Below are 12,759 nucleotides of genomic sequence, written 5' to 3'. Positions count from 1 at the left end.
CCGTTTTCACTGCCTGGTCGCGGGCAGATTATGGAGTTGAATCATGAAAGTAGTCGCTTTTGAGCGCAATCTGCAAGGTACGGGTGCGAGCCGCCGCCTGCGTAACTCGGGCAAGACGCCGGGTATCGTATATGGCGCGAACGCTGAGGCTCTGGCTGTTGAGCTCGATCACAACGCCCTTTGGCACGCGCTGAAGAAAGAAGTTTTCCATTCGTCGATCCTCGAACTGGAAGTGGCAGGCAAGACGCAACAGGTTCTGCTGCGCGATGTGCAATACCATCCGTTCAAGCAAATGGTTCTGCACGTTGACTTCCAACGCGTCGATTCGAAGAAGAAGCTGCACACCAAGGTTCCGGTCCACTTCTTGAACCAGGAAACGAATCCGGCTGTGAAGATCGGCGGCGCGGTTATCTCGCACGTTCTGAACGAAGTCGAAATCGAATGCCTCCCGGCCGATCTGCCGGAATTCGTCGAACTCGATCTGGCGAAAATTGAAGCCGGTCACACGCTGCACGTGAAGGACATCGTTTTGCCGAAGGGCGTGGCGCTGATCGCTCACCTCGAAGCAGAAAACCCGGTGATCGCTTCGGCGACCATCCCGGCTGCGGTCGTGTCTGACGAAGCTGCTTCGGGCGCTGCTGCTCCGAGCGACGGCGACAAGCCGGCTGCGTAAGTCTGCCTAAAGCCTGTCCGCTTGAGTCCGCTCGGGTCCGCCCGTAAGAGCGGACGAAGTGACCCGCCGTTGCTCTGCTCCGGCGGGTTTTTTTATGGCCTTTTTCCGGTGCGGTTGAAGTCGCTACGCCGCCAAGATTGAACATGATCAAACTGATCGTCGGGCTCGGCAATCCGGGCGCTGAATACACCGCGACCCGCCACAACGCCGGCTTCTGGTTCGTCGACCAACTGGCGCGCGATGCGGGTGCATCGCTGCGGGACGAACGCCGGTTTCACGGTCACTATGGGCGCGGCCGGCTTAATGGCCAGGAGATTCATCTGCTCGAACCGCAGACCTTCATGAACCGGTCGGGGCAATCGGTCGTGGCCGTAGCGCAGTTCTTCAAGATCCTGCCGGATGAGATCCTGGTCGCGCACGATGAACTCGATTTGCCGCCTGGCACGGTGAAACTGAAGCTCGGCGGCGGCAGCGGCGGGCACAATGGCCTGAAGGACATCTCCGCGCATTTGTCGGTGCAGCAGTATTGGCGCTTGCGGATTGGTATCGGGCATCCGCGTGATCTGATTCCCGAAGCGTCGCGGGCGGGCGCGAAGCCGGATGTCGCGAATTTCGTGCTGAAGCCGCCGCGCCGCGAAGAGCAGGATGTAATCGATGCATCGATTGAACGCGCGCTTGCCGTCATGCCGATCGCGCTCAACGACGGTATGGAGCGTGCGATGATGAACCTGCATCGCAACGCGCAGCCTTAACCAATAGCGGTAACCGCAGCACCCCGTCCCGCGAGGACATCGGGAACAATTGAGGAGCGAATCTTGAGCCGTTTCTGGAGCGATATCGTCAATAAGCTGACGCCGTATGTGCCGGGCGAACAACCCGCGCTCGCGCGTCCCGTGAAGCTCAACACGAACGAGAATCCCTATCCGCCCTCACCTCGCGTAGTCGAGGCAATCCGGCGTGAACTCGGCGACGACGGCGACTCGCTCCGCAAATATCCCGACCCGACAGCGCATGCGTTGCGCGCGGCTATCGCGCAGCATCACGGTTTGCGCGTGGAACAAGTGTTTGTCGGCAATGGGTCGGACGAGGTTCTCGCGCACACGTTCCAGGCGCTGCTCAAGCACAACAAGCCAATCCGTTTCCCCGATATCACGTACAGCTTTTATCCCGTCTACGCTCAGTTATACGGCGTAGCGGTCGACGTGATACCGCTCAACGCAGACTTCGGCATTGATGTGGACGACTACCGCGCGCCCAACGGTGGCGTGCTGCTGCCCAATCCGAACGCGCCGACGGGCCGCGCGTTGCCACTCGCCGAGATCAAGGTTTTGCTCGCGGCGAATCCGGATTCGGTTGTTGTTATCGATGAGGCGTATGTGGATTTCGGCGCGGAATCGGCGGTGGCGCTTATCGATGAAAATCCGAATCTGCTGGTCGTGCAGACGTTGTCGAAAGCCCGTTCACTGGCGGGCATGCGGGTCGGGTTCGCACTCGGGAACGAAGCGTTGATCGAGGCGCTGACGCGTGTGAAGGACAGCTTCAATTCCTATCCGCTCGACCGGTTGGCGCAGGTCGCCGCGATCGCGGCCGTTGAAGACGACGACTGGTTTCGCGAAACCTGTGCAAAGGTTATCGCTAGCCGCGAGCGGCTGACGGCGGACCTGGAGGCGTTGGGATTCGATGTGGTTCCGTCGGCGGCGAATTTCGTTTTCGCACGCCATCCGGAACACGATGCCGCCACGCTAGCGGCGCGCCTGAAGGAGAAGGAGATTTTCGTGCGGCATTTCAAGCTGCCGCGAATCGATCAGCATCTGCGGATTACGGTTGGCACCGATGCCGACTGCGACGCTCTGCTGGCAGCGCTGCGCGCGCTGCTCTAAGGACAGCCTGAGACGCTAAATCAAGCGCCCTTCGCTTTCATCAATCCGTGATATTTCGCCATCAGCTGGATGGCGTTTTCCTCATGCGCCGGGTCGCGTGGAATGCAGTCCACCGGGCACACTTGCTGGCATTGCGGTTCGTCGTAGTGGCCGACGCATTCGGTGCACTTGTTCGGGTCGATCACGTAGATGTCGATACCCATCGAGATGGCGTCGTTCGGGCACTCGGGCTCGCACACGTCGCAGTTGATGCACTCATCGGTAATAAACAGGGCCATGCTTTACTCTCTTCGCCCGGCATCTCAGCCGGCTTTTCGGTGCCCGCGCGCTCTGAATGAGCGCGCTTGGTGAGCAGCTAAAACGCTCACGGCACCGTTGGGTCTTGCGCGATCGGACCGACTTTGTCCTGCAAGCGCTTTTCCACTGAGGGGAAAACAAACTTGGAGACATCGCCGCCGAGTTGCGCGATCTCGCGCACGATCGTGCCCGAGATGAATTGATATTGATCCGACGGCGTCATGAACATCGTTTCGACGTCGGGCAGCAGATAACGGTTCATGCCCGCCATCTGGAATTCGTATTCGAAGTCGGAAACCGCACGCAAGCCCCGCACGATCACGCGCGCATTGTTCTTGCGCACGAAATCCTTAAGTAGCCCCTTGAAGCTCATCACCTGTACGTTCGGATAATGGCCCAGCACCTCATGCGCTATATCCAGCCGTTCCTGCAAACTGAAGAACGGCTTCTTGTTGCGGCTATCGGCGACGCCAACCACCAGCGTATCGAAAATACTCGATGCACGTCGCACGAGGTCTTCGTGACCGCGCGTGAGTGGGTCAAACGTTCCGGGATAAACGGCTACAACCATGGAGCATCTCCTCTTCTGAACCTTCTTCTGGTACATCTTTCGCTGCAGATTGGGCCGCTGGCGGTATCGACAAGACCAAAAAGCGCTTCCGATACCGCATCGTCCTTGAAGTCCGCTACATCCGCCATGGGCATTGAGCCGCGTCCACAGTTGGAGGACATTGCCCGGCCACGCATTTGGGAACGCGCATTATTCCTCATTTTCGCGCCGCAGCAAATGATAGCGGACCGCGCCAGCCTTGCCTTCGCGGGTAATCGCCCATCCGGACAATGCCGGCGTTTGCCTCGGATCGACGGGTTCACCTGCTTCGATATACAGTGCACCGCCCAGCGACACCAGCGGCACGGCCAGTTCGACGGCGCGCTGGAGCATGGCGGCATCGCCAAATGGAGGGTCGAGGAAGACGACATCGAAGGAATTCGGTGCGAGGCCCGCAGCGAGCCGCAGCGCATCCGCTTCCACAATTTCGATGTTTTTCGCGGCCAGGCGCGTCTGATTCGCCTTTAGTTGCGCCACCGCGCGGCCGCTGCGTTCCACCATCAGCACGCGCAACGCGCCGCGCGACGCAGCTTCGAAGCCCAATGCGCCGCTACCGGCAAATAGATCGAGGCAACGCTTGCCATCGAGCGACTGGCCTAGCCAGTTGAACAGCGTCTCACGCACCCGGTCCGGCGTCGGACGCAGGCCGTCCAGACTCAGAACGGGCAGTGGCGTGCGTTTCCACTCGCCACCGATAATACGAATGGAATGCGCCTTGCCGCCGCGCGATGGCGCGGCTTCGCGGACTTTCGGCGCGCGCTCGGCGGTTCGCTCGGGGCTGCGTTCGCGATTTCGCTCGGGATTTCGCTCTAATGTGCGGGTGATCGAGGAACGGGACATGGACGTGCGTGGGACGTGGTGCGTACTGCGTGGGTAGAGGCGGCGGGATGACCCGCGCGGGCCGGGTGACAACGTGATCGGTTTGCAACAATTCGTGTGCGCCGATGCGGGCACGTTACCACAGCCTCGCCGCGCCCGATGCAGGGGTTCGCCACCCTGCCAGGCACTACAATCGGTGACGGCTGATAAAATACGTTTCTTTGGCTTTTTTTGCGCATTCGCCCGGCTCTCTCCGCTGTTTTCGGCGGTTTTTCGCGGCACGGCAGCTATCGCCACCTTTGCGTTTGCGTTGTTCGTGTTGTTCGCTCGTTCAACGCAGCAACGCGGTCGCGATGGCATCGATAAAACGCGCCACCCCCACCACTGCAGACCATGTTCAGCTTTTTCAAACGATTAGTAGGCAAATCAGCCGATAACGATACCCAGACTGATATCGATACGGATACCGATGCGCCCGAGGAAAACGGAGGCGAGGCCGGCGCTGAAGTGCATCCCGAGCCCGCAGAAGGGCTCCGGCACGCCAGCACGCCTGTCACACCCGCTCAGCCCGTGGAAACCGCGCGGGAAGGCGTTGCGGCGTCGGATCGGGATTTGGAATCGCTTGACCGGCCGGCGCGCCCGGCTGATCCGGCGCCTGCAGACGCTCCCGGTGTAGCGGCTGAAGGAACGCCCGCGCCAATCGCGCAATCGGCCTCGCCAGCGAGCGCGGAATCCAAGCCCTATTGGCAAGGCCGCACGGCATCGCAGTGGAAGGCGCCGGCTGAAACCGTCGTGATCGTGCCGCCGCCCGAGCCGGAACAAAACGCAAAGCGTTCATGGCTCACGCGCCTGAAGACGGGCTTATCGAAGACGAGTTCGGGCCTGACGGGGATTTTCGTCGGAGCGAAGATCGATGAGGATTTGTACGAGGAGCTCGAAACGGCGTTGCTGATGTCGGACGCCGGTGTCGATGCCACCGAATACCTGCTCGAAGCGCTGCGGGAAAAAGTGCGCAGTGAACGGCTCACCGATTCGATGCAGGTCAAGGCCGCGCTTCGCTCACTGCTCGCGGAGCTGTTGCGGCCGCTCGAGAAGTCGCTGATGCTCGGTCGCGCCAAACCGCTCGTGATGATGATCGCCGGCGTGAACGGTGCGGGCAAGACCACGAGCATTGGCAAGCTGGCCAAGCATTTACAGCGCTTCGACCAGTCCGTGTTACTGGCCGCCGGCGACACCTTCCGCGCTGCCGCACGTGAACAGCTCACGGTTTGGGGTCAACGCAACAACGTGACAGTGGTATCGCAGGAAAGCGGCGATGCAGCCGCCGTGATCTTCGATGCAGTCGGCGCCGCGCGTGCCCGCAAGATCGACGTGATGATGGCCGATACGGCCGGCCGCCTGCCGACGCAGCTTCACCTGATGGAAGAACTGCGCAAGGTGAAGCGCGTAATTGCGAAAGCGCAACCGGACGCACCGCACGAAGTGCTGCTGGTCATCGATGCAAACACGGGCCAGAACGCACTCGCTCAAGTGAAGGCTTTCGACGATGCGCTCGGCTTGACGGGTTTGATCGTGACCAAACTCGATGGCACTGCGAAGGGCGGCATTCTCGCGGCTATTGCGCGGCAACGGCCAATTCCGGTGTACTTCATTGGCGTGGGCGAGAAGGTGGAGGACTTGCAGCCCTTCAGCGCCGATGAATTCGCCGACGCATTGCTCGGAAGTTAGCAGGGAAGTTAAGCCAGTTAACCCGATGCCGCGGCCTGGCGTTCAGCCAGACCGCGGTCACGCGCTATCGGGACAGAACTAGCGCTGCCGCAATCCACCACATCACAATCCCCACGATCACATCGAGCACTCTCCACGAGACATCTTTCTCGAACAAAGGCTGGAGCAAGCGCGCGCCGAACCCGAGCGTGGTGAACCAGATGATCGATGAACACATTGCCCCCGCGGCAAACCACACATTCCCCGGCCAGCCGTAACGCGCACCAATGCCGCCGAGCAGGACGACGGTATCGAGATAAACGTGCGGATTCAGCAGCGATAAAGCGAGCACCGTTGTTACCGCTTTTGCCACCGTTTGCGATTCGCCGTTCTCGGCCTGCAAATGTCCGGGTCCCTTCCACGCCGCGTGAAAAGCTCGCGCGCCGTACAAGAACAAAAACACCGCGCCCGCCCATCGAATCACCCAAAGCATCACGGGCGCTCGCGCAATCAGTGCGCCCATCCCCCCAATGCCAAACCCGATCAGCAATACGTCGATCAGCGCGCAGATAAAAACGACCCAGCCTACGTGCCGCCGTTTTAATCCTTGCCGCAAGACAAAAGCGTTTTGAGCCCCAATCGCGATAATCAGACTTGCGCCAAGCCCGGCGCCGGATAGAAAAACAGCTGTCGTCATTCGGCGTCCGGTTGTTGCCCGGGCGCGGCGCGCGCGAACGCATCGATTTGCGCAGCGTGATCGGCGATACGTTCGATCGTCGGATAACGGCTCATATCGAGGTTAAAACGCCGCGCGTTGTACACCTGCGGCACGAGGCACAGATCCGCGAGCGTCGGAGCATCACCGAAACACAGCTTGCCCACGCGCGAGTCATTCGCGAGCCGCTTTTCAAGCGACTCGAAACCCGACTCCAGCCAATGCCGGTACCACGTGTCTTTCGCTTCATCGCCAACCTTCAGCGTGTGTTTCAGATACTTCAGAATGCGCAAGTTGTCGACGGGATGAATCTCGCACGCAATCTGAAGCGCGACCGAACGAACAAACGCGCGATCCAATGGCGTACCCGGCAGCAACGCCGGCTCGGGATGCGTCTCGTCCAGATATTCGATGATCGCAAGCGACTGCGTGAGTATGTTGTCACCGTCGATAAACGTCGGCACGATGCCGTCGGGATTCAGCTCGCGATAATCCGGCTTCAGTTGTTGCCCGCCATCGCGCAGAAGATGGATCGGCGCGTACTCATACGCGAGCCCCTTGAGATTCAGCGCGATGCGCACCCGGTACGCCGCCGAGCTGCGAAAATAGCTGTATAGCTTCATGAGTCCCCTCCGTTTTTATGCTCAGACCACGCGCACGGAAAACTCTCCGATTCCGTCGACACCGCCCTTCATCAGGTCGCCCTTTTGAACCGCGCCAACGCCTTCAGGCGTGCCGGTGAAAATCAGGTCACCTGGGAACAGCTCGAATAGCGTGGAGAGATACGCGATGGTGTCGCCCACCGACCAGATCAGTTGCGAAATGTCCGATCGCTGCTTCTCTTCGCCATTGACGGTGAGCCAGATCGCGCTTTTTTCCAGATGCCCGACCTTCGCGACGGGATGAATCGGACCCAGCGGAGCCGAATGATCGAAGCCCTTGGCCGTGTCCCACGGACGGCCCAGTTTTTTTGCTTCGGCTTGCAGGTCGCGGCGCGTCATGTCGAGACCGAGCGCGTAGCCATACACGTAATCGAGCGCTTTCTCAGCGGGGATGTCCTTGCCTTGCTTGCCGACCGCCGCCACGAGTTCCATCTCGAAGTGGACGTTCTTGGACTGCGACGGATAAGGGAATTCGCCGGTCGCACCGGGCGCGACGTACAGCACGGCGTCGGCGGGCTTGCCGAAGAAAAACGGCGGTTCGCGATCCGGGTCGTGTCCCATCTCGCGTGCATGCGCCTCGTAGTTCCGGCCGACGCAATAAATCCGGCGAACAGGAAACTGGTCGCTGGAACCGACAACAGGCACCGCGACCGCGGGCGCCGGAGCAAATACGTGACTCATTGCGTTCTCTCCTGATTGATGAAGTATTGAAGCATCGACCTGAACCTCAAGTTTAACGTGCGCGGTTGCGCATCGCGATTCGCCCGAACGGCCTATGTGCCCCAGGACATTACGTAATAAAGCACGCGGTCAGGTCCGCAATTCCCGTGACCTGTCCCAAGCTGCGATCATCGAACAAACGCGCAGGCAAGCGTCCCGAAAGCCGCCGCCGGGCAGCACCGCGACTTGCAAGCCCGGCTCAAATGCGGTACTGAATGTGATTCCTGTATTTCCAGACTTGCAGCGGCCCATCGTGCAAACGGGCGCACACGGGTGTACAAGACGATTCACCCCGTTTGCAAACCGGCTACTCAGACCAATCAATGACCGACACAGCTCCTTTCCCGTGCGCCCGTTTCATCAAGGAAATCGGCCGCGGGCCAAACGGCGCGCGAGCGCTGACCCGCGAGGACACCTACGCCCTCTACGAAGCGATGCTCGACAACCGCGTCTCCGATCTCGAACTCGGTGCTGTGTTGCTGGCGTATCGCGTGAAAGGCGAGACTGCCGCGGAGCTGGCCGCGATGCTGGCCGCCGCGCATCGCTCGTTCGAGCCCCTGCATATCCAGAATGGCCGCGATCACGCGCGGCCCGTTTCCATCCCCACTTATAACGGCGCGCGCAAACAACCCAACCTGACCCCGTTGCTGGCGATGCTGCTCGCGCGGGACGGTGTGCCGGTGCTCGTGCATGGCGTCACGACTGATCCCGGCCGCGTCACGAGCGCCGCGATTTTCGCCGAACTGGGCATTCCCGAAGCCACTTCCCACGATGAAATCGAAGACAGCCTCGCCTCGCGGCGCCTCGCGTTCGCGCCGATCGCCGTGCTCGCACCCAAGCTCGCGCGCCTGCTCGCCATCCGGCGAATCATGGGCGTGAGAAATTCCACGCATACGCTGGTCAAGATCCTGCAGCCGTTCGCGCAGCCCGGTTTGCGGCTGGTGAACTACACCCATCCGGAGTATCGCGAGAGCTTGACGGGACTGTTCACCGAACATCCCGACGCTGCCGCCGGCGGCGCCCTGCTCGCTCGCGGAACGGAAGGCGAAGCGGTCGCGGACACGCGCCGGCAAGTGCAGGTGGACTGGTTCCACGACGGCCACGCGGAAACGCTGATATCGCCGGAACGCTCCTCGCCGGACGCGCCCGTGGTGGCGTTGCCCGAGGCGCTCGATGCCGCGACCACCGCCCGCTGGATCGAAACCGTACTGCGCGGCGAAGCACCCATTCCGCCCGCGCTCGCGCGCCAAGCGGAGTTGATTGCTGACATCGTCAGGCGCTAGAGCGTTCGCCAAGGCATTCTTCAGTCGAGAAACCGTCGCTGTTGACAAAAGCGCACGCCGTACGCTAATGTGCAGAAATGAGCTTTGCCCAATTCCCCTCCCTTCGAATTACCCAGGGTCGCCTAGCGCGGCCCCTATCGCTACGTCTAGCGTAAGTCGCTAAACGTGGCGCCGCGCGTTCCGCGCGCGGTCCCCTCCGCAGTTTCGTAGTTCCCCTTTGCAGTTCCCTTTTCACCACCCGTAGTCGTCTGCTTTCGTCCGTTCATCCACGGTTCGAAAACGCGAGGATCACATGCACGCTGCTTTTGCATCGTTCACGTTCGTCACCGGCGTTACCCATGCCATGGGACGTCGCGAACCTGTACAGCGCGCATTGGAACGATGCCGGCAAGCCGCCGGCCGCTCGACCGCCTCGCAACGACTGCGCTTTCACGCGTACAACGCGTTCAGCCGAGGCCCACGATGATGATGCGCAACCCTTCCGAGAAATACCGCCCTTTCCCCCAAGTCAACCTCAACGGCCGCCGATGGCCCACTCGCACGATCGAGCGCGCGCCCATCTGGATGAGCACCGATCTGCGCGACGGCAATCAGGCGCTGATCGACCCGATGAGCATTGACGCCAAACTCGAATTCTTCGAGATGCTGGTAGCGGTAGGTTTCAAGGAAATCGAAGTGGGCTTTCCGTCGGCATCGCAGACGGATTTCGACTTCGTGCGCAAGCTGATCGCGGAAAACCGTGTTCCCGCCGACGTCACCATTGAAGTACTCGTGCAGTCGCGCCGTGAACTCATCGAGCGGACGTTTGAAGCAGTGGAAGGCGCGCCCCGGGTGATCGTGCACCTGTATAACGCGATTGCGCCGTCGTTTCGCAAGATCGTCTTCAATCAGTCCAAGGAAGACACCAAAGCGCTGGCTGTAGAAGGAACCCGCATCATCAAGGAGTGCGCCGCCGCGCGCCCCGATACCCACTGGATCTATCAGTATTCGCCGGAAACGTTCAGCATGACCGAGCTTTCGTTTTCCCGCGAAGTCTGCGACGCCGTCGCGCAAATGTGGCGTCCCACGCCCGACCACAAGATGATCGTGAACTTGCCGGCCACGGTAGAAGCGGCCATGCCGAACGTGTTCGCCGATCAGGTCGAGTGGATGGATCGCAACATGAGTTATCGCGACAGCATCGTGCTCTCCGTGCATCCGCATAACGATCGCGGCACGGCAGTCGCTGCGGCGGAACTCGCGATCCTCGCGGGCGCTGATCGCGTCGAAGGCTGTCTTTTTGGCAACGGCGAGCGCACCGGCAACGTGGATCTCGTCACGCTCGCGATGAATTTGTACACGCAGGGCATTGACCCAGGGCTGGATTTTTCCGATATCGATGGCGTGCGCCGCGTGGTCGAGCGCTGCAACCAGATTCCCGTGCATCCGCGTCATCCGTATGCCGGCGATCTCGTGTTCACGGCCTTCTCTGGCTCGCACCAGGATGCTATCCGCAAGGGCTTTGCCCAGCGTGAGACGGGTACGGTGTGGGACGTGCCGTATCTGCCTATCGACCCTGCCGACCTTGGTCGGAGCTATGACGCCGTGATCCGCGTGAACAGCCAGTCGGGTAAAGGCGGCGCGACGTTTCTGCTTGAACGCGGGCTGGGCTTTACGCCGCCGCGCCGCGTGCAGATCGAATTCAGCCATGCCGTGCAGAAAGTCGCCGATGCATCGGGCGCGGAAGTGTCCGGCGAAGCCATTTGCGCGTTGTTCAAGCGCGAATACTTCGACGCACAAGGACCGGCATCACGAGCAGATGCATCAACCCTGCATTTCGATGGACGCCACGTGAAGCTGCCCATATCCGCGGTCGCCGATGAAGCGCACGCGCAGGCCGTCGCCGCGGCGGTTGCCAGTGTCGCGGGTGTCGCGATCGAGGTGGCATCGTTTGAAACCGCCGCGACCGCGAAAGGTGAGACGGCGGTGTTCGTTGGCTGCCGGATTGGCGATCAAGCGATGCGGTTCGGCGTCGCCGTGCATGCGAACGCGGCTCAGGCAGTCGCCGATGCCATCGTCAGCGCGGCAAATCGCGTGCGCTGGGCAGGGCGCAAGGAAATGGAAAGCGAAGCGGTAGCTGCGTGAGGACCTTCAGCTTTTCTGGAAAGCATAGCCGAGTAGTTGAATGACAGAGGGAAACTCGCGAAGCAGGCGATAAAACACGACAACCGGTGTCGACATGACGGCTGCCGCTCACAAGGCGCCGGCCCGCCAGCCGAACCGCGACGCCCAACCGAACGGTGTCGAAGCGGTGCTAATCCAGCGCCACGCGTGTTGCCTGCATCGCGAGCAACTGCCATTGCCCATCGACTTGAATGTGAATGGCGGTGTACGCGATCGGAAACAACAGCGCGCCGTTCTTCGACTCCATCTCGAGCAACGCGCGCCCATACACGATCCACGTGTCCCGCCCGCCCGGCATCAACTCCTGCGACTGGATCTCGATCTGCCGATAACGCCGGCGCCCCGCGGTGATGGCATCGATAAACTGCCGCTTCGTCTCGCGTTTGCCATTGGTATGAACGTAGCTAGCATTTTCCGCCAGCAGCGCGTCCAGCAATTCGCCGTCACCGTCGACCATCGCGCGGAAACGGTCGCGCTCGAGTTCACGGATTGCCTCAATGGGCGTGTCGATGGGTTGTGCCGGCATCGTCGATTCCTCGCGCGCTTGAGGAACCGATGGACGCGGTCCCCGTCAGAAGTTGTATTGCAAATATATCTGGCTGAAATTTATACCAGGATTCGGGTGTTCGAAACCGGCGTTGGATAAATGCTGAAACCGGAAGCCCGCCTGATAGTTCTGGTGCGCCCCGAATTGAGCGCCGACGCCCACCATATCGGCAAACTGGAAGGACGAGGAGAAGGTCCGCGTCTCGGTCTCGCGGACATGCGACAGGAGTCGCACGCCAACGCCCGCTTCCACGTAGGGCCGGATCCATCCCGAACTCTTGATGAACCGGAACACCGGCGTAAAGCCGAATTCCCAGATGCCCGGATGCGATGCCTGGCTTTCGCGGATATCCCAGTAGGCCACGTGCGCTTCGCCTACAACCGTGAAGTGGAAACCGCCGATTTCCCACCACGTCCAGTTGGGATCCCAGACTGCGCCGACATCGGCCTTCCGGACATCGTGGTCGGCCACTCCGCCAGCGATCTGCAAACCGAATTGATCGGCGCGGGCGGTGGCCGAAGCCAAAACGAGCGCACCGAACAAGGCACCGTAGGAAAGACGCTTTTGCCAGACACTTTTGTTCTTCTGCATGAATACTCCGGAGCTGGATTCTCACAAGACGGGGCGTGCCGCAGTCGCAGCAAATCGACATTTTAGAGACGGTCTCAAAAATGTGCTCAGAA

The 12,759-nt window shown here is 60.8% G+C and carries 14 protein-coding genes; 6 read left to right on the top strand and 8 right to left on the bottom strand.

Annotated features, from left to right (window positions below; genetic code table 11):
• Positions 1-43 precede the first annotated feature (43 nt).
• The 3 genes from ACSQ83_RS17270 (at position 44) to hisC (ending at position 2,553) form a co-directional block, all read left to right on the top strand.
• A complete protein-coding gene (locus ACSQ83_RS17270) occupies positions 44-673 on the top strand; it encodes a 50S ribosomal protein L25/general stress protein Ctc (protein ID WP_436228974.1) in 630 nt (209 codons plus the stop codon).
• 143 nt (positions 674-816) lie between these two features.
• Positions 817-1,425, top strand: a complete 609-nt coding sequence (pth, locus tag ACSQ83_RS17265; protein ID WP_414953230.1) for an aminoacyl-tRNA hydrolase — start codon at positions 817-819, stop codon at positions 1,423-1,425.
• A 63-nt stretch (positions 1,426-1,488) separates the two neighbouring features.
• Positions 1,489-2,553, top strand: coding sequence for a histidinol-phosphate transaminase (gene hisC, locus ACSQ83_RS17260; protein WP_436228973.1), 1,065 nt, complete (start codon positions 1,489-1,491; stop codon positions 2,551-2,553).
• Between the two features lie 20 nt (positions 2,554-2,573).
• Here the strand turns inward: hisC and ACSQ83_RS17255 are convergent, their stop codons facing one another.
• From ACSQ83_RS17255 to rsmD, 3 genes are all read right to left on the bottom strand, one after another.
• The gene (locus ACSQ83_RS17255) at positions 2,574-2,831 is read right to left on the bottom strand and encodes a YfhL family 4Fe-4S dicluster ferredoxin (RefSeq protein WP_414953232.1); all 258 of its coding nucleotides are present in this window, start codon (positions 2,829-2,831) and stop codon (positions 2,574-2,576) included.
• A gap of 86 nt (positions 2,832-2,917) precedes the next feature.
• Positions 2,918-3,421, bottom strand: a complete 504-nt coding sequence (coaD, locus tag ACSQ83_RS17250; protein ID WP_299713726.1) for a pantetheine-phosphate adenylyltransferase — start codon at positions 3,419-3,421, stop codon at positions 2,918-2,920.
• A 189-nt stretch (positions 3,422-3,610) separates the two neighbouring features.
• Positions 3,611-4,300 (bottom strand): 16S rRNA (guanine(966)-N(2))-methyltransferase RsmD, encoded by a 690-nt coding sequence (gene rsmD, locus ACSQ83_RS17245; protein ID WP_436228972.1) that lies wholly within the window; start codon positions 4,298-4,300, stop codon positions 3,611-3,613.
• A 372-nt stretch (positions 4,301-4,672) separates the two neighbouring features.
• Between rsmD and ftsY the strand changes: the two genes are divergently transcribed.
• Positions 4,673-6,007 (top strand): signal recognition particle-docking protein FtsY, encoded by a 1,335-nt coding sequence (ftsY, locus tag ACSQ83_RS17240; protein ID WP_436228971.1) that lies wholly within the window; start codon positions 4,673-4,675, stop codon positions 6,005-6,007.
• 64 nt (positions 6,008-6,071) lie between these two features.
• On the opposite strand, the gene ACSQ83_RS17235 is transcribed toward ftsY, so the two are convergent.
• The 3 genes from ACSQ83_RS17235 to ACSQ83_RS17225 are packed head-to-tail and all read right to left on the bottom strand — an operon-like array spanning position 6,072 to position 8,044.
• On the bottom strand, positions 6,072-6,683 hold the full coding sequence (locus ACSQ83_RS17235) for a LysE/ArgO family amino acid transporter (RefSeq protein WP_436228970.1): 612 nt from the start codon (positions 6,681-6,683) through the stop codon (positions 6,072-6,074).
• Positions 6,680-7,324, bottom strand: coding sequence for a maleylacetoacetate isomerase (gene maiA, locus ACSQ83_RS17230; protein WP_414953236.1), 645 nt, complete (start codon positions 7,322-7,324; stop codon positions 6,680-6,682). The genes ACSQ83_RS17235 and maiA overlap by 4 nt, the downstream gene beginning before the upstream one ends.
• A gap of 21 nt (positions 7,325-7,345) precedes the next feature.
• A complete protein-coding gene (locus ACSQ83_RS17225; protein ID WP_436228969.1) occupies positions 7,346-8,044 on the bottom strand; it encodes a fumarylacetoacetate hydrolase family protein in 699 nt (232 codons plus the stop codon).
• A gap of 362 nt (positions 8,045-8,406) precedes the next feature.
• Here ACSQ83_RS17225 and ybiB point away from each other — a divergent pair, with 362 nt between their 5' ends.
• Together ybiB and leuA are read left to right on the top strand one after the other, a co-directional pair.
• Positions 8,407-9,366: a DNA-binding protein YbiB gene (gene ybiB / locus ACSQ83_RS17220; RefSeq protein ID WP_414953238.1), complete on the top strand. Its 960-nt coding sequence runs from the start codon at positions 8,407-8,409 to the stop codon at positions 9,364-9,366.
• Between the two features lie 465 nt (positions 9,367-9,831).
• Positions 9,832-11,490, top strand: coding sequence for a 2-isopropylmalate synthase (gene leuA, locus ACSQ83_RS17215; RefSeq protein ID WP_436229020.1), 1,659 nt, complete (start codon positions 9,832-9,834; stop codon positions 11,488-11,490).
• A gap of 169 nt (positions 11,491-11,659) precedes the next feature.
• Here leuA and ACSQ83_RS17210 read toward each other — a convergent pair whose 3' ends face one another.
• Positions 11,660-12,055, bottom strand: coding sequence for a nuclear transport factor 2 family protein (locus tag ACSQ83_RS17210; RefSeq protein ID WP_299713707.1), 396 nt, complete (start codon positions 12,053-12,055; stop codon positions 11,660-11,662).
• A gap of 45 nt (positions 12,056-12,100) precedes the next feature.
• Positions 12,101-12,667, bottom strand: coding sequence for an acyloxyacyl hydrolase (locus ACSQ83_RS17205; RefSeq protein WP_436228968.1), 567 nt, complete (start codon positions 12,665-12,667; stop codon positions 12,101-12,103).
• Between the last annotated feature and the right edge of the window lie 92 nt (positions 12,668-12,759).

Source organism: Caballeronia sp. LjRoot29 (assembly GCF_964252755.1).
GTDB lineage: Bacteria > Pseudomonadota > Gammaproteobacteria > Burkholderiales > Burkholderiaceae > Caballeronia.
The sequence above is the reverse complement of the archived record's forward strand: the minus strand, read 5'-3'. Positions and strand labels throughout refer to the sequence as shown.